The following is a 21,562-nucleotide window of genomic DNA, read 5'->3' on the forward strand; positions in this document are numbered from 1 at the left end:
GTGTTGTTGAGAAAGCCAGGTTAGCTCTCTCTGGATAGAAATAATTTGAATCAGATTACTTTGTAAAAGTTATGGTATTGTTAATTCATACCTTAGCGAAATAGTCTGTATTATGTTACATAAAACCAAAGGAGTTGCGCTCAGTTACATTCGTTACCGGGAATCCTCGATTATCGCGAAGGTTTATACGGAGGCGTTTGGTATACAGACGTACATTGTCAACGGCGTACGCAGCAGCAAATCGAAGACAAATAAAATAGCGCTTTTTCAGCCGCTTACTTTATTAGATATGGTTGTATACCATAAAAGCAAAGAAGACACAATACACCGGATTTCTGAATTGAAATGTTATAATCCTTTTCAGTCACTTCCTTATGATATGTACAAGTCGAGCCTGGCGATGTTCATTACTGAAATCCTTGGAAAAACTTTGCGGGAAGAAGAAACAAACGAGCCGTTGTTTCAATTCATCGAGGAGTCCGTCTTATATCTTGACGAAGCCAGCGATCATTTTGAAAATTTCCATATCCAGTTTTTGTTACAACTAGCTTCATTTCTGGGATTCGGAATTGAAAGTATTGCGGATCTGGAAGGAGAGTTACGGGAAAATCATTATCCGCACATTCCGGATGTTAAAGAGCATTTTGCAACCGAACAATTATTACTGCATGGATATGGTGTAGAAGTAGCGTTGGACCGAAACAGGCGCGTGGATATTTTAGAAAAACTTCTTTTCTTTTATAAAATCCACATGGATACGTTGGGGGAAATCAGATCTCTGGACGTTTTAAAGGAAGTTCTGCGGTGACATGGACATGATATCAATATTTGACAAAACCAATTTCTCTAATCTGGCATAATTTTGATGCTGTAATCACAAACGTAAACTAAAAAAGCATGAAACAATTTATTATCCTTTCATTACTATTATGTGGTACTGTGGCGATGAGCCAGGTTCCGAAAGGCGCATGGAAATCTCAGGAACCCACGGGAAGTACTTCCACTTTAATTGTTGCTGATAATTATCTGACTATCGCCTCATACAGTGTTTTAAATAAATCTTACGAAAGAACAGAAGGCGGCCCATTTACTATGCAGGGCGACCAGATGACGTATACGCCGGAATTTAATCCTTCTGATACCGCCAAAGTTGGAATCCCAATTGTCTTCACAGTGGCCAAAAAGGATGGCGTGCTTACTTTAAAATATGAAGAAGCGATGGTCTGGATGAAAATTGATGAAAGCGAGAATGCGCCCTTGTCTGGTGTTTGGCGTATTACCGAACGTGCAAACGACGGTCAGGGAGCATTGGTAAAAATTCATCAGGAAGGAACGAGAAAAACCTTGAAGATTTTATCAGGAACTCGTTTTCATTGGATCGCTTTTGATGCTGCTGACAGGACTTTTTACAATACGGGAGGAGGAACTTATACGGCTAAGGATGGTAAATATTCAGAAAAAATCGAGTTTTTATCGAAAGACAATAATCGGGTAGGGATGAGCCTGACGTTTGATTACAAATTAGATAATGGCCGTTGGGAACATACCGGAAAAAGCACGGCGGGCAAACCTGTCCATGAAATTTGGGAGAAGGTGAAATAGTAGTTTAGGAGTATCCTATTAACGGGTAATTATTTAAACCAGGCGTTTAAATAATTACCCGTTTTTTATTCTACCACTTCTGCATTTTTCAAAATGTAATTCAAATGCTCAATATCAGAGGGGTTTAGTTGTAAAATTCCTTTTACTGTACGTACTTCGTCGGTTTCAAACCGCTGTTTTTTATTTTTGAATTGCAGTTCCATAATCGATTCTGGCCCTGATCCTCCGCAGAAAAAACACATGGCCATGGGCTGCGCGGAAACAACATAGACATTTTCATTCTCGTCAACCGGAATAATATATCCCTTAATCTGAATCTCCTTTCCTTGCAAAGCTTTCACAGACGGACCGAATGTTGGATAAAGAAAATACATGTTCACTTCCTTATTCAGTTTTCTTGCAAATTCCACATCCGACAACTTTTTCCAGTTGATCAGCAGCGGACTCGTTGCGGCAGATAATGTCAACGCTGCGGTAAACATAAAAATCGTTATTCCTGTTTTCATTGGCCGATGTCAGTCTTTTAATTGGTTTAAATCTTTTTGCAGCTCCTCTATCGCAGCTTTGGTATTGCGCTGATAATCAAGCATCGATTCATCGGTCATTTGTGGAGCTGATTTATGTTCATGATGATGCGCTCCGTCTTCATGGTGATGCTCGTGTTCAAAATCGGGTACTTCGATAATGCCTTCTTCCCATAACTCAACCAGGTTATGCAAACTATCTAATTTGAAAATTAATACAGAATCGCCAACCGCGACAGCTGATCTCTTCTTTTCATCAATCTCCTTTTCGAAGCTGTCATGAATAGCAACAGATTCCAAATGTACCTTATTTGCTTCAGTTAGTGCTTCGCTTTTTGTTTTATCGGACGAACACGAATTTAAAAGGAAGAGAGAAAGTGCACCAGGAATAACAAACTTTTTTATCATAATAACTGAACTCTATTATTTGCAACTATGTTGCAAAAATGATTAAAAAGATTGAATCTACAATCGGATTATTAGAATAATTATGAGTATCAGAATTTTCTCTACCTTGCCCGTTGTCTTTGCATCGACATTACTTCACATCGGTTGCTGCCTTTTACCTGTACTTTCCCTTGTAGGCACTTCCCTGCCTTTTTTGAATTTTTTTGCCCGTTACAAACCAGTTTTTGTGTGGATTCAGTTGGCTGTTATGCTTTACCTGATTTTGAAAATTATTCTGGACCTATCTAGAATTAGGTCATTTTGCAATACCACCGATCGCGTCATACACTTTGGGAGTTTAGTCATTGCGGTAACTGGAGTGTTGATCAGTCATTATGAGCCTTTTAAAAATGACAACCAGAAGCTTGCGGAGCAGCGATTTATGTTATTTAAAAATCACCGCCAGCTGGAAGTGGGCCTCTCCGGGAAATATGATCAGGAAGTTTTAAAGAAAGATTTATTGGAAATTAAAGGAGTGAAGTCTGGCAGAATACTGATTGAAAACGATACGCTCGCGCTTACTTTCCTCAGTAATCAAACTTCCAGCAGGGAAATACTTAGAAATCTTAGATTAAAAGGGTATCTCGTTTCTGATTAATTTTCTCGTGGGATTAACCCTTTGCAGGGCATATGAATATATCTGGCATCTGGATTTAACCTATTTAGATTTGTTCAAAATAATTCCTTAAAAGTTTTGAATGATTCTAAATAGATTATACATTTGTCTTATCAATAACGGAGAAGAGATGAACGAGTTGATTTTTAGTGAACCAGCAATGCTTTCGGAGTCAAATAATTTTTGGTCAAAATCGCTGACCCAGCAAACGGAATGCGTTTTTAAGGATTGCTGCAAAGCGTATAAAAAGAAAGGAAAATACTGTAAAAAGTGTCCTAAAAAATAAGTTTTAGTTAATACAGTTCATGGTGAATAATTGTAAGAGAGGGAGTGCCGTTGAGCGTTCCCTTTTCTATGCTGGAGACAAATTGACTATACTTTTCGCTTTAATTCAAAGTTCTGTCCCAGATAAACCCTTCTCACCTGTTCGTCTTCCGCCAGCTCCTCAGCAGTACCCTGTTTAAGAATTTTACCCTCAAACAATAAATAGGCACGGTCAGTAATTGACAAGGTTTCATTTACATTGTGGTCGGTAATCAAAATCCCGATATTTTTTGTTTTCAGCTTTGCAACGATACTCTGAATATCTTCAACTGCAATTGGATCCACACCGGCGAAAGGTTCATCAAGCAAAATAAATTTTGGATCAACGGCAAGCGACCGGGCGATTTCAGTTCTTCGGCGTTCGCCACCGGACAAGACCATACCTTTGCTTTTACGCACATGCTGTAAGTGAAATTCTTCCAAGAGTTCTTCAACTTTTTGTTTTTGATCTGCTTTTGAAAGATTGGTCATTTCCAGCACAGCCAAAATATTTTCTTCCACCGTCAAAGAGCGAAAAACCGAAGCTTCCTGCGCGAGATAACCCAAGCCCAGTCGCGCGCGCTTATACATAGGAAGGTCGGTAATATCCTTGTCATCCAGAAAAACTTTTCCGCTGTTTGGTTTAACCAAGCCAACAGCCATATAAAAAGAGGTGGTCTTGCCAGCTCCGTTCGGGCCTAACAATCCAACAATTTCTCCCTGCTCAACCTGATAACTTACATTATTATTGACGAGGCGCGCTCCGTATTTTTTAACCAGATTTTCGGTTCTTAATATCATTTTTCAATTATGGGAATTCAATAATCGTCAGGCGGCTATTGGAATTTGACATCTTTCAGAAACAATTGTAACGTTTTTTTATCCCGAAAGTTATTCTCTTCAATATTATAACAAATAGAAAATGGCTTGCCCTTGATCAGCTCAGGATATAAATGCGCCATACCGAATCCTATGGCTGTAAAAATAGGTGAGCCGTTTTGTTTAACATCAAATTTAATATGCTTTTCCTTCATGATTGTCGGTTGTCCGGCGAGCAAAACATTTTTACTTTCAAACACAGGCGTCATATTTCCTGGTCCGAAAGGCCCCATTTGTCTGAGAATATTATAAAACTTCGCCGTCACCGCGCTCAAATCAAGTTCAAGATCGATATTGATCATCGGAATCAGTTGATCAGGCAGGATTCTGCTGCTGACAATCTTGTCAAACTTGGCTCGGAAAGCATCAATATTTTCTAACGGTAAGGTTAAACCCGCTGCAAAAGTGTGCCCGCCAAACTGTTCCAATAATTCCGAACATTCTTCGATCGCTTCATATACATCAAATCCGGGAACAGACCGTGCCGAACCCGCAGCCTTTCCATGCGATTGCGTTAAAATAATTGTAGGGCGGTGATATTTTTCAATACAGCGGCTGGCAACAATTCCGATTACACCTTTGTGCCAGTCTTCCTTATATAGTACTGTACTTCTTGCTTCCGTAAACCAGCTGTCATTTTCAATCATGAACAGCGCTTCTTCAGTAATACTGCTGTCAAAAGTCCGTCGTTCGCTATTATGCTGATTTATTTCATAAGCAAAATCCGTCGCTTCCTGCTCTTCCTCAGAGAGTAAAAGGCGAACGGCTTCTTTCGCATGTTTGATGCGCCCGGCAGCATTGATCCTCGGTCCCAAGCCAAATACTACATTAGTAATGTCAAGCGTGCCGGTTATTCCTGCAATTTGTATCAGTGCTTTCATACCTACGCGCGGCGAGGCATTCAGCCTTTGAAGACCATAATAGGCAAGAACCCGATTTTCTCCGGTGATTGGAACAATATCAGCAGCGATACTTACTACCAACAGATCCAGGTATTCAAACAAGGTTTCCTGTGGAATATCATGTTGAATACAAAAAGCCTGTAACAATTTAAACCCGACACCGCAGCCGGTTAATTCTTTATAAGGATAAAGACAATCTTCTCTTTTGGGATCTAGAACGGCAACGGCTGGCGGAAGTTCCTCGCCAGGGCGGTGGTGATCACAGATAATAAAATCAATTCCACGATTATTTGCTTCGGTCACTTTGTCAACCGACTTAATTCCGCAGTCCAGGGTAACAATCAGTGAAAATCCATTTTCCTGCGCAAAATCGATACTCTGCCACGAAACACCATAACCTTCATTGTACCGGTCAGGGATATAGTAGTCGAGGTTGTCGTAAATTTTTCTTAAAAATCCATAAAACAAGGTCACCGATGTGGTACCGTCCACATCATAATCTCCGTAGACCAGGATTTTTTCGCCGTTGGCAATTGCTTGGGACAAACGTTCAACAGCCAGATCCATATCCTGCATAAGGTAAGGATCATGCAAATGGGAGAGGTCCGGACGGAAAAAGTTTCGGGATTGGTCAAAATCTTTAATGCCGCGCTGAACCAAAAGTGTTGCCAAAAATGGGTTCACTTTTAAAGCCTCAGCCAGTTCACGCGCAACTTCCAGTTGATCAGAGGGTAATTCAGGGATTTGTATCCAACGCTTTTCAATCATATCCACAAAGATAATCGGATTCTGTGATGCATGTATGAAAATCTACGATCGGTCATTCGAATCAGGGAAAGCTAAGTGAAAGGTCTTATCTTTGCAAGAACATTTTTAGTCAAATATTGACTATTCACTTATAGTTTACAAAAATGCCTCGTTTATTGGCTATTGATTACGGTGCAAAACGTACCGGTATTGCTGTAACGGATCCTTTGCAAATTATTGCAACGGCGCTGGAAACGGTCAGGACGCATGATCTTCTGGATTTTTTGAAAAAATATTCTGAACGTGAGCCTATTGAAGCTTTCATCGTCGGAATGCCGAAAAGACTTGATAATACTGAAAGTGATAACGCAGCAAGAGTGCATACATTTGTAAAGCTTTTGAAAAAAAGTTTTCCGGATATTCCGGTTCATACCCATGACGAAAGATTTACGTCGTCGATGGCCTTGCAATCGATGATCGCAGGAGGGTCCAAAAAAAGCGACAGACGAGAAAAGGGAAATATTGATAAAATAAGCGCAACCATCATTTTGCAATCTTTTATGGAGAGCAAAAGATTATTTTAATATTTTCTGTTTAAACCTAATTATATAATTTTCAATACAAAGTAAGATGATTTACCCAATCGTAGCCTTCGGTGACCCAATTTTAAGAAAGCCGACCCGCTTTATAGAAAAAGATGAAATGGATCTTAAAAAGCTTTCGGCGGATATGTTCGAGACGATGTATTCTGCCAATGGCGTAGGCCTGGCTGCTCCGCAGGTTGGATTGAATATTCGTGTGTTTGTTGCCGACGGAACGCCTTTCAGCGAGAAGGATGAAGATGACGATGATGATGAGGAAGTAGATTTGAGCCTTGTTGGTTTCAAAAAGACATTTATCAACCCGGAGATTCTTGAAGAAGACGGGGAGGAGTGGGCGTTTGAAGAAGGATGTTTGAGTATCCCGGGAATTCGCGGTGATGTTTATCGCCCGGAAAGAGTATTAATCCGTTATCGTGATACCGATTGGAACGAATTCACTGAGGAATATACGGGAATGGCGGCGCGGATCATTCAGCACGAATATGACCATTTACTTGGAAAACTTTTTGTTGATTACCTTCCAACATTGAAAAAACAACTTATAAAAAAGAAGCTGACAGATATTTCAAAAGGAAAAACGGACGCAGACTATCGCATGCGCTTTCCTGGTCGCAGATAGAAAATAAAGTTAGTTTTAGAAATAATTTTGCTGCTTATGCGTACTGAACCGGTCGACAAACTTGCTGTTTGTCTGATACAAACAGAATTGTACTGGGAAGATATTACCGCGAACCTTTCGTCTCTGGAGGAAAAAATCGCGAATATTGAACAGCCGGTTGATGTGATCGTTTTGCCCGAAATGTTTAATACGGGATTTACGATGAACACGAAATTCGCCGAACATATGAATATGACCACGACCAGGTGGATGAAACATATGGCCCTGCAAACGAATGCATTAATCATTGGAAGTTTCGCTGTGAAAGAAAATGGCAGCTTTTTTAATCGGTTGATGTGTGTTCAGCCGGACGGCGAATTTTCCCATAGTGATAAGCGGCATTTATTCAGAATGGGAGAGGAACACCAGAACTACAAGCCGGGGAATTCTGCGTTACGTGTTAACTGGCGGGGATGGAATATTTTTCCTCTGGTTTGTTACGATCTGAGATTTCCGGTTTGGAGCCGTAACTCGTCAGCGGATCCTTATGACCTTCTTATTTATGTTGCTAACTGGCCAGCACGTCGTGCACATGCGTGGAATACCCTGCTGAAAGCACGAGCAATTGAAAACCTCAGTTATGTGATTGGAGTGAACAGGATAGGTGCGGATGGAAATGGAATTATGCACCAGGGTGATAGCGCTGCACTCGATTTTCTGGGCGAACCATTGTCTAGCCTCGGCAATAAAGAAACCGAAAAAATCATTCATCTTTCCAAGAAAGAGCTTCTAGGATACCGGCAAACGTTCCCGGCTCACCTGGATGCGGATGATTTTATTATTCCAGAACAGTAGCCTATTCTATTACCTTCGGCACCTTTATATATACACCATCCTGACTAGGAGCATTAGCGAGTGCTTCGTTCCTTGTCAAACTATTAATTCCGGAATCTTCACGCCAGCTATTGACTTCATCCATAATATGGGTTAAAGGCTCGACTCCTTCAGTATCAATCTCGTTAAGCTGCTCCATCCAGGTCAAAACATTATCTAAACTGTTGAGTAGAGCAACCTCTTCTTCCGGCTTTACATGAAGTCTGGCCAAATGAGCGATTTTTTTTAAGGACTCTTGATCGATTTTCATTATGTTAAGAATTTGTTATGTTAGCGTCCGGAGGTAAATTAGAATCCAAAATTACCACATTTTTGCGAACTCAAAGAAATAATGAGTTTTTCAATATTAATGGTGGTATAAAATCAGATTTACTGACTTAAAAATAATCCGAATTTTCAAAACGGAGATTTTTCAATTTGACGAATCTTTAAAATATACCAATTCCGGCAAGTAGTTGACAAATATTATTTGCTTTTGTAAGCAAAAGATAAAATTTTTTAAAATGTATTGCTGATTTAAAAAAATATGTTCCTAGGCTTTGAGGCGGATAGTGCAATTTTATAAAACTAGCTAGAAACTGTATATATCGTTCTTTATCAATGTAAAATACCCAATAAAAACAAAAATTTGCAAAGCAGGCATTCTTTAAATTATACAATTGGCAATTTATTCATGCAGAATTAGAATAAAAAAACCAGACAAATGCTTGCTTTTTTTTAAAAGGAAAACTCATACTTTTGTAGAACTGAAAATTGTAACACCACAATCAAAATTTTATTTTACAAAAACCTAGTTTAACCAAAACTTTTATTTAATTCACAACCAAAATCTCAATTTAACCTTTAAAAGTAAGTCTGATGGAAAAGAAAGCAACGACTCCGGCACCAGCACCAAAGCCTGCAACAGCAGCACCAAAAGGCTCAGGTGGTTTGAACCCGGCATTGGTAATCCCCCTACTATTTGTTATTGCCCTATGTGTTTACATTTTTGTTTTAGGAGCTCCTGATCACTTTATTGACGGAGATCATGAAAAAGGGCCAAAACCAGGAGACTATTTCGGTATCGTTCACGAAGGAGGACCTATTGTACCAGTTTTAATGACTTGTTTTCTTATTGTTCTTGTGTTTACAATTGAGCGTATCATTACTATCGGAAAAGCAAACGGAACTGGTAGCATCGATTCATTCGTTCGTAAAGTGAAAGCTCTTCTTGACAAAAACCAAATTGACGAGGCTATCAAAGAATGTGATAAGCAAAAAGGATCAGTTGGTAATGTTATCAAAGCTGGTTTGGTTAAATACAAACAACTTGCTATTGATGGTGCTCTTGACAAAGAACAAAAACTTGCGGCTTTGCAGAAAGAAATTGACGAAGCAACTACGCTTGAACTTCCTATGTTGCAGAAAAACCTTACAATCATTGCAACCCTTGCCGGTGCTTCTACACTTATCGCCCTTCTTGGAACGGTACTTGGTATGATTAAAGCATTTGCTGCTCTTGGTGCATCTGGTTCTGCTGATTCTGGCGCACTTGCTGCGGGTATCTCTGAGGCCCTTATCAACACAGCGATTGGTATCGGTACATCCGCGATTGCAACTGTTTCTTATGCATATTTGAACAGTCGTGTTGATGACCTTACTTACAGTATTGACGAAATTGGTTTGAGCATTCAGCAAAATTTTGCAGCTCATTATTAATAGTAATATACTATTGATATATAATTTTCGTTAATATTAAAAAAACTTATATATTTGTAAAGTTATGGCAATAGTTAAGCCCAAGAAACATCCACCTCATATGGATATGACGCCCATGGTGGATTTGGCGTTCTTGCTACTGACATTCTTTATTATGACGGCGACGTTTAAGACCAATGACGCGGAGGTAACAACTCCAAGTTCGGTATCGACGATTAAAGTGCCGGATGATAAAATTATGATCATTAGTATTGACAAAACAGGAAAAGTTTTCTTTGGTGTGGATGCTCAGACAACAAGAATTTCTATGTTGGATAACATCGCTCAAACTAAAGGGGTTACTTTCACAGATTTGGAAAAAAAGAAATTCTCGCTTCAGTCAAGCTTTGGATTCCCTTTGAACCAGTTGAAAGCCTTTTTGAACACGCCGGAAGCGCAGATGTCTCAGATTAAACAACCAGGTATCCCTGTGGATTCATCGGGAACAAGTGAGTTGGCTGACTGGGTATATGCTGCAAGAAAAGCTGATCCGGGATTGAGAATCGCTTTGAAAGGAGATAATCTGGCTAAATTCCCTGTTTTCAAGGATGTGCTAGGAAATCTTCAGTCGCAGAACATTAACCGATTCAATTTGATCACAGGTAGCGAAGATGCTCCTGCCGGATTCAAAATGGATTAAGTATTTCACTTGAAATAAAAGACTAATATGTCAGCAATAGTAGAAACCGGTGGTGGTGGTAAAGGCGACGGTAAAGTTCGCGGCAAGAAATTGTCCACCAATGTTGATATGACACCGATGGTGGATTTGGGCTTCTTGCTTATTACGTTCTTTATGCTTGCAACAACAATGTCGAAACCTACGTCGATGACATTGAACGTGCCTGACAAAACGGAAAAGAATGATGAAACTGAACCGCTAAAAGCGTCAAAAGTACTGACACTTTTCCTGGGTAAAAATGACGATGTCTACTATCTTGATGGTGTTGCAGCAGATGATCCAAAGGCCGAAGAATCTTTAAAGACGACTCGATTTGGTTCTGATCTGAGAAGTGTGATTTTCCAATCAGCTACTCGTATCAATGCAGCAAACGCAAAAGATGAAAAAGGATACGGAGCATTTGTTGTTGTAATCAAGCCTACGGTTGTGTCTACTTATAAGAACATGGTGGATGTGCTAGACGAAATGGCCATCACCAAGTCTAAGAAGTATGCGCTCGTAGACAACCTTACCGATTCGGAAAAGAAGTTACTTGGAGACAAAGTAAAACCATAAGGACAGACCTGAGGTTTTTTAAGTAAGATAATTTTTTAACATTATAATTTAAACGCCATGGCAGAAGTTAGCCCGAATGCAACACTGGATGATATAGTGTTTGCCAATCGTAATAAGGCGTATGGTGCATTTTCACTGAGAAAGGGATATCGTGCAGATATTACCAAGTCAACTTTGATCGGCGCTGCTCTTTTTGTTTTCGCAATGTTTTCTCCTGCATTGATAGATGCATTTAAAGGCGAGGAAGAAAAAGAAGAAGTAATGGTTAATGTGGATTTAATGAACTTGCCGCCACCGCCAATTGACCCGACGGAGCCGCCACCGCCACCACCGCCGCCAATCGAGCAGCCTAAGGTAGCAACGGTAAAGTTTTTGCCTCCTGAGGTAAAAATGGATGAAAAGGTTCCTGAGGAAACACCTCCACCAACAGTAGAGGATTTGAAGGAAGCTGTTATTGCAGATAAAACGGTTGAAGGTGATCCAAATGCTGACGAGGTGATCGTGGCGCCGGAACAAGTTGCTGCCCCAAGTAAGGGAACAGTAGTTGAAGCGGCTCCTGCTGAGGAAAAAGTCTTCACTGTGGTAGAACAACAGCCAGAATTTCCAGGCGGAACTTCTGAAATGTATAAGTATTTAGGTAAAAACATTAAATACCCAAGTGCTGCTTCTCGTGCCAACGTATCAGGGAGAGTATTTATGTCATTCGTTGTAAATACGGATGGAAGTATCCAGGATGTTGCGGTATTGAAAGGTTTAGGTTTTGGTTGCGATGAAGAAGCTATCCGTGTTGTGAAAGCAATGCCGAAGTGGAAACCAGGTAAGCAATCAGGACGTGCAGTTAGGGTTAAATATAACTTGCCTATCAATTTCCAACTTGAGTAACTCATGAAGGAAAAACCATTGCATGAGAAGATCATTGGTCTTGCTTCTTTGTTAATGGCTCTGGTATACATAGGAGGAGGGATCTATTTGATCTCCTCCTCCTTATCTTTTAGTTTGCTTCCGGTCGGCAGCATTCAAAGGATTGCCTTTGCTGGCATACTTATTTTATATGGTTGTTACCGTGGTTACAGGGCTTGGAAGAAATGAGTTATCGTCAAAGTAGCATGAAATATTTCGTTAAAACAGTAATTGGAAGTATTGTATTGATGTCTCTTACCTTTTCCGGATGCTCGAAATCTTCGGAGACTCAGAGAGATAATCCTGTTCAGGGTACAATTTCGATTGCTGCTGATGAATCCTTCAAGCCACTCGTAGATGCACTCACTAAAGCATACACAGGAATTTATCCGCGGGCTCACTTTAATGTAGTATATAAGCCAGAACAGGAAGCTATTCTGGAATTGCTTGAAGATAGTGTAAGATTGGTCTTTACTACCAGGCAGCTGGGAGAGAAAGAAATTTCTATGGTCAAACAGCAGGATGGAATTCAAAAAGCGCATCATATCGCATTGGACGGGTTAGCGCTTGTTGTGAGTCAGACGAATAAGGATAGTCTGATTACAATGGATGAATTGAAATCAATTGTTGAAGGTAAAATTACAGATTGGTCTCAGTTAAAAGGAAGTAGCCAGAGTGGTCCAATCACTTTGGTATTTGACAATGCCAATTCGAGTAATCTTAATTTTATAATGAGCAAATTTGATTTGAAAAGCATTCAAAAGTTGCGAATCAAATCTGCTGGCTCGAATAAAAATGTTGTCGATGAAATAAAAAAGAATCCATTAAGTCTGGGTTTTATTGGTGTGAACTGGATTAGTGATGGGCACGAGAAGTTGGCAAGAGAGCTTTCGGAGGGGATAAGAGTTTTAGGAGTTTCTAATAAACCCAATCCCTCTTCAATCGCAGACTATTATCAACCATTTCAAAATGGATTAGAATTAAAGAATTATCCCCTTTCCCGAGATGTTTATATCATCATAAGGGAAGGATATCCCGGACTTGGCGGGGGTATGTTGAATTATATAGCAAGGGATGTTGGAGGTCTTATTATTCAGAAAATGGGATTGATTCCAACGGTGGTGTATCCAAGAGAGCTCGAAATAAGGACCGGACAAAATTTTTAGTGTTCTTATACAATTTATTACATTTGGAACTTGTTTATTAAAGGCCAAATTTTTTGTCATTATATTAACCGGGTAAAAATGAACAGAAACATGAGAATGAAGTTAGCAGCGCTGGTATTATGCGTATTTTCTTTGGTAAAGGTACACGCACAAACAGTACAGGACGGTTTGGCTTTATTGCACGCAGAGCGTAATAAGGAAGCGGGTGACGTGTTTACCAAATTGGCAACGGGAACTCCGTCAGCTGATAATCAATATTATCTTGGTTACTATTATGTAATCACTAAACAGTTGGATGAGGCGCAAAAGGCTTTTCAAAAGGGTCTAGAGCTTGACGACAAGTCATATCTTAATCAGGTAGGACTAGGAACGGTGGCGTTGGGTAAAGGAGATCGTGCCAAATCTAAGGAGCTTTTTGACCTTGCAGAAAAGAAAAAAGGCAAAGATGCAGAAGTATTGTTCCGTATTGGAGAAGCTTATACTTTATTCGAGAAATCGAATGACCCTGCAGAGGCGATCAGACTTTTGGATGAGGCTGTGAAGAGAGATAAAAATCTTGCCGATGCTTACATTGCTAAGGGTGATGCCTTGATGTTACGTAACGAAGGTGGTGCTGCTGTGACGGCTTATGAATATGCGTTAACTGCAAAACCTAACTACGCCGTTGCTCATAACCGTATTGGCTCAATTTATCTAAGAGGAAAGAATTATAACCTTGCTCTTGAAAATTATAAAAAGGCAATCGAGGCTGATCCTAACTTTGCACCAGCTTACAAAGATCTTGCAGAGCTTTATTTCTTCGCACAGAAATGGAAACAAGCCGCTGAGAACTATGACATTTATATGCAAAAAAGTGGAAATGTTGATCCTGAGACTAAACTTCGTGCTGCACAGTTTGCATTTACAGCTGATGATTATGCTAAATCTTTGCAGATTCTTGACGAAATGAAAGGAAAGATTAACAACCCTATCACACTTCGTATGTACGGTTGGTCTTATTCTAAAACCAACAATCCTGATAAGGCAATTGAAAGTTTGAATGAGTTTATCAAGGTTGCTCCTGATAAAGTTATCGGTGATGACTACAAATATCTTGGACGTGCATACAACGCAAAGGTGACTGACGGAAAAGGTTATGATTCAACTGGTGTTCTTTACATCTTGAAAGGCGCTGATATGGATACTAGTAAAGCAGAAGCAGCTACTACTTATAAAGAAGTTGGTGCCTTGTACTATGCTGCAAAGGATTTCCCAAATGCTGCAACAACGTATTACAAAGGTATTAATCTGGATACTGCGAAAGCTTCTGCTAATGATTATTATTATTTAGGTCTTTCTAAGTTCCAGTCTGCTGGTGCGCTTGGTGCGTTGAATAACACTGCTGGTGATAGCGCGCAAATTGCGGCTAACAAACAAGCGATGTATTTATCCGCTGATTCTACATTTGCAATTGTTACGCAAAAACTTCCAGACTGGCCATACGGTTATTATTGGAGAGCAAGTGCGCTTTACAATGCATATGATAAGCAGGAAAATATTGATAAGGGCATTTCAGCTCCTTATTATATGAAACTGGCTGAATTGGCTGAAAAAGATCCGGATCCATCGAAATACAAGTCTTATCTGAAACTGGCGTATAACTATTTAGCTTTTTATAGTCAGACTACATTAAAAGATGAAGCAAAATCGAAGGAATATTGGACCAAGTTGTTAGCAGTTGATCCTACAAGTGCTGCCGCTAAAGAAGCACTTGGTATGGCTCCCGCCGCTGACTCGACTGGTACTGCACAGCCAAAAGCTGCCGCTGTTAAAAAACCAGCTACTAAGAAGAAATAAGTAGTAAAAAATAAAACGAAAAATGCCAGTCGAAATATTCGACTGGCATTTTTCGTTTTATCCAAGTAATAAATCAATTCTGTATTTCAATAGATCAGCCAAGTGTAGATGGCAGCGGAAAGCAATTATTAAGTACAGTTAAATGTACGGCACCGTAATTCTCATAGCACCAATTCCTTAAACGTTTTATTTCAGCGGGCATTAACATGCGGATTGCTTTTCTCAATTCTTTTTCAAACAACCTGCGGTCGAAACTAACCTTTTGCAGAATAATTTTAATGTATTCAAGCATAGAGGCCATAGTATTATGTAGTTTTGTGGTTTAGGTAAAGACAGAACATTAGTAAAAGCCTGAGGGAATTTAGTCCCACCACAGTCACTAATATGTGTAACGAATATTTTCCATGAAATTATATGTAATTTTAAGCATAATTTTGTGTTTTTCTTGTACTATTCGTGCGCAAGGTGTAAATAATGATCCAGCGATTGAATTTGGACCGAAAAACCTCAAAATGGACGAGCCGTTTATAATTTCGGTGATCATTCCGGATGAGGAAAATCGTCCGTCTGTTACGTTTCCAGAAATTCCAGGACTTGAAAAGCGCAGCAAATCAGCTACCAGTGCTATTAACACCGTTGGTGGTAAAAAGATTGTTGTACAGACCATAAGTCAGCAATATTTTGCTTTGAAAGAAGGCAAGTATGAAATTGAACCATTTACAATTACAATAAATGGGTTGAAGATAAAATCCGAGGGAGCGACTGTTGAATATAGCTCTGGTGCGCTAGCCCACGGCAATTTTATAGGACCAGAAGAATTTGAACTTGTTCCTGAATCGGAGAATAATGGAGAGGATATATTTCTTTCCGTTGGTACAAATAAAAAAAGTGTATTCATTCGCGAGGGATTCGCATTAGGAATTTCATTGTATGTTGCGGAAAATGCCCCTGTTCAAATGGATTTTTATCAGGTGGGTACTCAGTTACAGGCAATACTTAAAAAATTACGTCCGGTCGGGTGCTGGGAGGAAAATGTAGGTATTGAAGAAATTATCAAGCGTCGTGTAACTATCGGCGGACGAAAATATACGGAATACAATTTATATCAGGCTCAGTTATTTCCGATGACTTTACAAGATATTGTATTTCCATCGGTAACTTTGGAGATGTTGGTTGCAGGAGCAGAAAAAACGGAGAAGAGTATACAACAATTTCGATCGAAGGCTATCAAAATGAAGGTAAGACCGCTTCCTCCTCATCCGATGAAAGACCAGATTGCTGTTGGCGAGTACAAATTGGTAGAGCGCCTTTCCAGTAAGCTGGTTTATCCGGGAGAGAGTATCAGATACCTTTTCAGGATTGAAGGTAAGGGTAATATTGCTGCAATACCAGCGCCGGAAATTGCCAATAACTCAGCCTTTGATTTCTATCCACCGGATGTTAGCAGGGTTATAAAGAGAAGCAGCCAGTATGTTACCGGAGAAGAAAGTTTTGATTACTTTGTTGTGCCGCGGCAGGACGGTACATTTCCGTTAGGCCGCTATTTTCAATGGATTTATTTTAATCCTAAGACAGCAAAATACGATACCTTAATTTCTCAGCAAACATTACAGGTAAAAGGGGAAGATTATAAGTTAGGCAACATTTCCTTGTATGGATCAGCTGGCTTATATGATAACCTGGAACGTCTGGACAGCAGCAAGGAATATTTTGATTTTAAACAAATACTAAAAGAAATAACGAATGCGATCGTAATCTTACTTTTGATTACGATGCTTTGGATATTCAGAAAATAATCTTTCAATGGGCAGTACATACGGAAAAATATTTAAGATTTCCACGTTTGGAGAATCACACGGAGTTGGAATAGGTGTTGTGATAGAAGGATGTCCGGCGGGGGTAAATTTTGATACAGATTTTATTCAAAGTGAATTAACTCGTCGTAAACCAGGGCAGTCACGGATCACAACGCAGCGCAAGGAAGCAGATGAATTTGAAGTTTTGTCTGGCGTTTTTGAGGGAAAGACAACAGGAACACCCATCGCGTTAATTATTCGTAATGAAGATCAGCGAAGCAAGGACTATTCTCATATTTCATCCCACTATCGCCCATCTCACGCGGATTATACTTATCAGGCAAAATATGGCGTTCGTGATTACCGTGGTGGTGGAAGAAGCTCTGCAAGAGAAACTGCTGCGCGGGTTGCTGCGGGAGCCCTTGCGAAACTACTTTTAGCCAATTTCGGGGTAAACATTCAGGCATATGTTTCTCAGGTTGGCGGAATGAAGCTTGATAAATCCTACACTGAGCTTGATTTAACACAAACAGAAAATAATGCAGTACGATGCCCGGATCCGGAAATGGCTGAGCAGATGTTTACTTATATCGATGATGTTCGTAAGAAAGGTGATTCCATCGGTGGGGTAGTTAATTGTGTCATAAAAGGAGCACCTGCCGGATGGGGCGAACCCGTTTTTGACAAACTTCATGCAGAACTTGGTAAAGCCATGTTGAGCATCAATGCGGTGAAAGGTTTTGAATATGGAAGCGGCTTTGATGGGGTAGCAATGCTCGGATCGGAGCACAATGATGCTTTTTTTATTAATGAAAAGGGCAATGTCCATACCAGATCCAACCATTCAGGCGGTATTCAGGGTGGGATTTCCAACGGAGAAGATATTTATTTCCGAGTGGCATTTAAGCCTGTCGCTACCATTATGCAGGATCAGGAAAGTGTAGATGAGAAAGGAGATATCGCAATTGTTCAAGGTAAGGGGCGTCATGATCCTTGTGTGGTTCCACGTGCTGTTCCGATCGTCGAGGCAATGGCCGCGTTGGTTTTGGCAGACTTTTATTTGAGAAATAAAGCCAGTAAACTTTAACTTTTCTTTCGCCTCTGGTTCAGACTTAATACCAGCCAAATAGTTCCTAAAAATTCAATAGCAAGACCACTTAACATAGTGGGATTGCTATATTGAATATGGGTTGGCTTTATGAAAGCACCCGTAGCAATGACAAGCAGACCTGCCGATAAAATGATAATAGCGTTTAATAAATTTAGTTTCACCCGATTATATCGTTCGTTCCACAATATAAAAAACTCTCATTCAAAGCTTTACTGTAATTCGAATTTAACGATTCTATTTCTGTTTTGCTATTTTCCCTCTCAATTGTTTGCTCAGGACAAGCGCTATACATTTGAAAAAGGTTTGATGGGATCTCCTTTTCGGCTGATTATTTATGCTGACAATGATTCCTTGGCAAACATTTCTGCCAGGGCAGCTTTTAACCGTATTGAGGATTTAAATGCAGCGTTAAGCGATTACCGTGATGATAGCGAAATCAATGCGGTTTCGGCGCAATCCGGTACCGATAAATGGATTCCGGTAAGCAGGGATTTATTCGATATTCTTTTTGTCTCTGACGATATCAGTAAAAAGACCGGCGGCGCTTTTGACGCGACACTGGGTCCGATTGTGCAGGAGTGGCGCCGTGCTACGCGTAAGGGATATTTTCCTGACAAACAATTAATAGCTGGGGCATTAAGCAGAACCGGATATAAGAAAATCAAATTCGAGGCTTCCTCACACAGTATCCAGCTTAAAGAAAAAGGAATGCGACTTGATATTGGTGGGTTAGGGAAAGGTTATGCAGCAGACGAGGCCGTGAAAATTTTGAAATCTTTTGGCATAAAATCGGCTATGATTGACGCCGGCGGAAAGTTAGCATTGATGGATCCGCCGCCCGGAGAAAAGGGCTGGAAGATTGTTATTTCATCTGGAAGAGATTCAATAGAAATCATTGAATATTCCAATGTCGGAATTGCTACTTCCGGGCCAACCTACCGTTATCTGGAATATAATGGAAAAAGATATTCTCACATAGTAAATCCGAAAACCGGCATAGGGCTGGAACATCATGTCAGAACAACGGTAATTTCCCCAAATGCTACGGAGGCAGATGCATTGGCAACAGCTTTCAGTGTTTCGGGAATAAAGGAAGGAAAGAAATATTTGAAACGTTTTCCAAATAATAAGGTCTGGTTGGTAGAAACCAAAGGAGATAAAATCAAAACCTGGAATACAATTTTGAAGTAGATTATAGAAAAGGAAAGCTGCAACTTAAAAACGCAGCTTTCCTTTTCTATACAAAACGTAAATTAAATGACGATCGTTTTTCCTGGTACTGCAACCGGATATAGTCCGTCTGGTCCTGGCATAATCTTAGGATTTGCATCCCATGCCAATTTATCCGGGAACAGATTAATATCAGAATTTAAGGCTTCATCCCACTTGATCAATTTTCCTGAATAAGTAGCCATACGACCCATAATGGCAGTCATAGTACTTTTTGCGCCGTTTTCTGCATCAGCAAATTTGTATTCACCTTTGGCTACGGCTGCAAACAAATCGTCATGTTCAACCTGATACGGATTAATATCACCCTTATCATCGTGCTGATAAATAACGCCTCCTTTATAATCTTTCAGAATTGTTTTCTTTCCATCAAAGCTGTCAATACGTCCTTTTGTTCCTACGAATGCTTCGTCAACTTTATTCCAGGTACCCTCAAACTGGCGGCATTGGCTTGAAATGGTTGTTCCATCTGCATAAACAAGGTCAAGCGTATGGTGATCAAAAATTTCTCCATACTGTTTTCCTGTACGAACTTCACGTCCACCTGTTCCCTGGATTTGCGTAGGATAAGCATTTTTCACCCAGTTCGCCACATCAATATTATGCACATGTTGCTCATTGATGTGATCACCGCAAAGCCAGTTGAAATAGTACCAGTTTCGCATTTGGTATTCCATTTCAGTTTGGTTTGGCTGACGTTCTTTCATCCATGGGCTGCTTCCAACCCAGTAAACTTGTCCGCCAACGATGTCTCCCAAAGCACCGTCATGAATTCTTTTGATTGCTTCAAGATAATTGCGCTGGTAATGGCGCTGAAGACCTACAACAACGTTTAGTTTTTTCTTTTTGGCTTCTTCTGCAAGAGCCAGAACTTTACGGATACCAGGTGCGTCAGTTGCAACCGGTTTTTCCATAAAGATATGCTTGTCATTTTTTACTGCCTCTTCAAAATGAGAAGGACGGAATCCCGGAGGCGTTGCAAGAATAACAACATCCACGTCTTTTAAAGCAATAGCCTTTTTGAAAGCGTCAAATCCAACAAATTTACGGTCATCAGGAACGTCTACTTTTGTTTTGATATCCACAACAGTACCTGCCGCATTTTTGTATTTTTTGGCAGTAAGGTTTTTGTAAGATTCATCAAGTCTGTCTTTGAAAGCATCAGCCATTGCCACAATCTGGACATTCTGGCTCGTACTCAACGCCTGCGCAGCAGCACCCGTTCCGCGTCCACCGCAACCAATCAGAGCCACCTTGATGGTGTCGCCAACTGCGCTGTTGTATCCGTAACCTGCAAGAGGACTTAGGATAACACCGCCAGCAATCAGACCAGAGGCTTTAAGGAATTCGCGTCTGTTATTTTCCATTTAAGTTTTGTATTAAGAGTTTATATATCAGTAATCTTCTATTAATGCAGGACTATAATATTTAGCTATTTCCTCTGCCGAAGGCGTTTTTACAGGTCTTACCAATCTGAAACCTACAAAAGATGCACTTGTCATCCACCATTCACTTTTTGGAAGCTGTGGATCTAGTACTTTCCATTCAGGTTTTGAAGGTATACGTGCCGCACTTCTCAAATCTGTTGGTTCATCGTCCCATGACCCTCCGCGAACTGCCGTCGGGTAAAGTTCTTTAACCGGAGCAAAAGCTTCGCCGGCCGGTTGTTTTGCGTAATAATCAGGAATATATTGGTCAAGCGTCCATTCCATAACATTTCCGTGCATATCGTGTAATCCCCACGCATTCGGCTTTTTTGTGCCAATTTTTTTATAAGCCGAGTTGCTGTTTTTGCGGTACCAGGCATACTCATCAATTTTTGAAGCATCATCTCCGAATGAGTAAGCAGTTTTAGATCCGGCACGGCATGCATATTCCCACTCCGCTTCTGTTGGCAAACGATAGAATACACCTGTTTTTTCGTAAATCCATTTGCAAAAAAGAATCGCCGCATACTGCGTCATATTAATTGCAGGATATCCGGCGCGGCCCATGCCAAAGGACATATCCACGTAAGGAGGACTTGGTCGCGTACTGGCGTCTGTTTTTGCTACGCTTTTCTCTGGATCAGGATTACGCAAAGCCATTTCCTTTTCCATATTTTTGAAGGCGTACAGATCATAAATATCCCATACTACTTCGTGTTTTCCCATCCAGAAAGGTTCGATTTTAACCTTGTGCTGAGGGCCTTCATCTTCTCGTCTTCCTTTCTCAGAAGCAGGACTTCCCATTAGAAACTCGCCGCCCGGAATGGCAACCATGTCATAAACTTGTGCACTTCCCCCGATTTTTTGTGTGTAACTTTTGAAATTACTGTCTTGGGCAGAAGCATTTAAACAAAGAAAAATTACAGGGATTAGGTTTAAGATTTTTTTGTACATAATTTTTAAAAATGTGTTCGCATTGAACCATATAACAAAGAATAAGTAGCAATATTA

General features: G+C 40.2%; 23 protein-coding genes. 15 read left to right on the forward strand and 8 right to left on the reverse strand.

Annotated elements, in window-relative coordinates; translation table 11 throughout:
- Positions 1-112: 112 nt before the first annotated feature.
- Together recO and L0657_RS18475 are read left to right on the forward strand one after the other, a co-directional pair.
- Positions 113-808, forward strand: coding sequence for a DNA repair protein RecO (gene recO, locus L0657_RS18470; RefSeq protein WP_235152233.1), 696 nt, complete (start codon positions 113-115; stop codon positions 806-808).
- Positions 809-897: 89 nt separating this feature from the next.
- On the forward strand, positions 898-1,602 hold the full coding sequence (locus tag L0657_RS18475) for a hypothetical protein (protein ID WP_235152234.1): 705 nt from the start codon (positions 898-900) through the stop codon (positions 1,600-1,602).
- A gap of 65 nt (positions 1,603-1,667) precedes the next feature.
- Here the strand turns inward: L0657_RS18475 and L0657_RS18480 are convergent, their stop codons facing one another.
- On the reverse strand, positions 1,668-2,108 hold the full coding sequence (locus tag L0657_RS18480; RefSeq protein ID WP_235152235.1) for a DUF3299 domain-containing protein: 441 nt from the start codon (positions 2,106-2,108) through the stop codon (positions 1,668-1,670).
- 9 nt (positions 2,109-2,117) lie between these two features.
- On the reverse strand, positions 2,118-2,534 hold the full coding sequence (locus L0657_RS18485) for a hypothetical protein (RefSeq protein ID WP_235152236.1): 417 nt from the start codon (positions 2,532-2,534) through the stop codon (positions 2,118-2,120).
- Positions 2,535-2,616: 82 nt separating this feature from the next.
- On the opposite strand from L0657_RS18485, the gene L0657_RS18490 reads away from it, so the two are divergent.
- The gene (locus L0657_RS18490) at positions 2,617-3,171 is read left to right on the forward strand and encodes a hypothetical protein (protein WP_235152237.1); all 555 of its coding nucleotides are present in this window, start codon (positions 2,617-2,619) and stop codon (positions 3,169-3,171) included.
- Between the two features lie 390 nt (positions 3,172-3,561).
- On the opposite strand, the gene lptB is transcribed toward L0657_RS18490, so the two are convergent.
- Positions 3,562-4,293, reverse strand: coding sequence for an LPS export ABC transporter ATP-binding protein (gene lptB, locus L0657_RS18495; protein WP_235152238.1), 732 nt, complete (start codon positions 4,291-4,293; stop codon positions 3,562-3,564).
- A 35-nt stretch (positions 4,294-4,328) separates the two neighbouring features.
- Positions 4,329-6,041: a single-stranded-DNA-specific exonuclease RecJ gene (gene recJ, locus L0657_RS18500; protein ID WP_235152239.1), complete on the reverse strand. Its 1,713-nt coding sequence runs from the start codon at positions 6,039-6,041 to the stop codon at positions 4,329-4,331.
- Positions 6,042-6,184: 143 nt separating this feature from the next.
- Between recJ and ruvX the strand changes: the two genes are divergently transcribed.
- The 3 genes from ruvX to L0657_RS18515 are packed head-to-tail and all read left to right on the forward strand — an operon-like array spanning position 6,185 to position 8,075.
- Entirely contained in the window at positions 6,185-6,604 is a 420-nt protein-coding gene (gene ruvX, locus L0657_RS18505; protein ID WP_235152240.1) for a Holliday junction resolvase RuvX, read from the forward strand.
- Between the two features lie 46 nt (positions 6,605-6,650).
- On the forward strand, positions 6,651-7,241 hold the full coding sequence (gene def / locus L0657_RS18510) for a peptide deformylase (RefSeq protein ID WP_235152241.1): 591 nt from the start codon (positions 6,651-6,653) through the stop codon (positions 7,239-7,241).
- 36 nt (positions 7,242-7,277) lie between these two features.
- A complete protein-coding gene (locus L0657_RS18515) occupies positions 7,278-8,075 on the forward strand; it encodes an amidohydrolase (protein WP_235152242.1) in 798 nt (265 codons plus the stop codon).
- 1 nt (position 8,076) lies between these two features.
- Here L0657_RS18515 and gatC read toward each other — a convergent pair whose 3' ends face one another.
- Positions 8,077-8,364 (reverse strand): Asp-tRNA(Asn)/Glu-tRNA(Gln) amidotransferase subunit GatC, encoded by a 288-nt coding sequence (gene gatC / locus L0657_RS18520; RefSeq protein WP_235152243.1) that lies wholly within the window; start codon positions 8,362-8,364, stop codon positions 8,077-8,079.
- 608 nt (positions 8,365-8,972) lie between these two features.
- On the opposite strand from gatC, the gene L0657_RS18525 reads away from it, so the two are divergent.
- The 6 genes from L0657_RS18525 to L0657_RS18550 all read left to right on the forward strand — a co-directional run bounded on the left by L0657_RS18525 (position 8,973) and on the right by L0657_RS18550 (position 14,987).
- The gene (locus tag L0657_RS18525) at positions 8,973-9,812 is read left to right on the forward strand and encodes a MotA/TolQ/ExbB proton channel family protein (RefSeq protein ID WP_235152244.1); all 840 of its coding nucleotides are present in this window, start codon (positions 8,973-8,975) and stop codon (positions 9,810-9,812) included.
- Positions 9,813-9,876: 64 nt separating this feature from the next.
- Complete coding sequence (locus tag L0657_RS18530; RefSeq protein ID WP_235152245.1) at positions 9,877-10,491, forward strand: biopolymer transporter ExbD; 615 nt, start codon at positions 9,877-9,879, stop codon at positions 10,489-10,491.
- A 27-nt stretch (positions 10,492-10,518) separates the two neighbouring features.
- On the forward strand, positions 10,519-11,085 hold the full coding sequence (locus L0657_RS18535) for a biopolymer transporter ExbD (RefSeq protein WP_235152246.1): 567 nt from the start codon (positions 10,519-10,521) through the stop codon (positions 11,083-11,085).
- A gap of 57 nt (positions 11,086-11,142) precedes the next feature.
- Positions 11,143-11,967 (forward strand): energy transducer TonB, encoded by an 825-nt coding sequence (locus L0657_RS18540; RefSeq protein ID WP_235152247.1) that lies wholly within the window; start codon positions 11,143-11,145, stop codon positions 11,965-11,967.
- 224 nt (positions 11,968-12,191) lie between these two features.
- The gene (locus L0657_RS18545) at positions 12,192-13,151 is read left to right on the forward strand and encodes a PstS family phosphate ABC transporter substrate-binding protein (RefSeq protein ID WP_235152248.1); all 960 of its coding nucleotides are present in this window, start codon (positions 12,192-12,194) and stop codon (positions 13,149-13,151) included.
- Between the two features lie 90 nt (positions 13,152-13,241).
- Positions 13,242-14,987, forward strand: coding sequence for a tetratricopeptide repeat protein (locus L0657_RS18550; RefSeq protein WP_235152249.1), 1,746 nt, complete (start codon positions 13,242-13,244; stop codon positions 14,985-14,987).
- A gap of 94 nt (positions 14,988-15,081) precedes the next feature.
- Here the strand turns inward: L0657_RS18550 and L0657_RS18555 are convergent, their stop codons facing one another.
- The gene (locus L0657_RS18555; protein ID WP_235152250.1) at positions 15,082-15,288 is read right to left on the reverse strand and encodes a hypothetical protein; all 207 of its coding nucleotides are present in this window, start codon (positions 15,286-15,288) and stop codon (positions 15,082-15,084) included.
- Positions 15,289-15,391: 103 nt separating this feature from the next.
- Between L0657_RS18555 and L0657_RS18560 the strand changes: the two genes are divergently transcribed.
- The 3 genes from L0657_RS18560 (at position 15,392) to L0657_RS18570 (ending at position 19,085) form a co-directional block, all read left to right on the forward strand.
- Positions 15,392-16,783: a BatD family protein gene (locus L0657_RS18560; RefSeq protein ID WP_235152251.1), complete on the forward strand. Its 1,392-nt coding sequence runs from the start codon at positions 15,392-15,394 to the stop codon at positions 16,781-16,783.
- Between the two features lie 7 nt (positions 16,784-16,790).
- Positions 16,791-17,870: a chorismate synthase gene (aroC, locus tag L0657_RS18565; RefSeq protein ID WP_235152252.1), complete on the forward strand. Its 1,080-nt coding sequence runs from the start codon at positions 16,791-16,793 to the stop codon at positions 17,868-17,870.
- 330 nt (positions 17,871-18,200) lie between these two features.
- The gene (locus tag L0657_RS18570) at positions 18,201-19,085 is read left to right on the forward strand and encodes an FAD:protein FMN transferase (RefSeq protein ID WP_235152253.1); all 885 of its coding nucleotides are present in this window, start codon (positions 18,201-18,203) and stop codon (positions 19,083-19,085) included.
- A gap of 62 nt (positions 19,086-19,147) precedes the next feature.
- Here L0657_RS18570 and L0657_RS18575 read toward each other — a convergent pair whose 3' ends face one another.
- Positions 19,148-20,491 carry a Gfo/Idh/MocA family protein gene (locus tag L0657_RS18575; protein ID WP_235152254.1) on the reverse strand — a complete coding sequence of 448 codons (1,344 nt, stop codon included), beginning with the start codon at positions 20,489-20,491 and terminating at the stop codon, positions 19,148-19,150.
- Between the two features lie 27 nt (positions 20,492-20,518).
- Positions 20,519-21,505 (reverse strand): SUMF1/EgtB/PvdO family nonheme iron enzyme, encoded by a 987-nt coding sequence (locus tag L0657_RS18580; protein ID WP_235152255.1) that lies wholly within the window; start codon positions 21,503-21,505, stop codon positions 20,519-20,521.
- Between the last annotated feature and the right edge of the window lie 57 nt (positions 21,506-21,562).

It is taken from the genome of Dyadobacter sp. CY345, from assembly GCF_021502725.1.
Taxonomy (GTDB): Bacteria; Bacteroidota; Bacteroidia; order Cytophagales; family Spirosomataceae; genus Dyadobacter.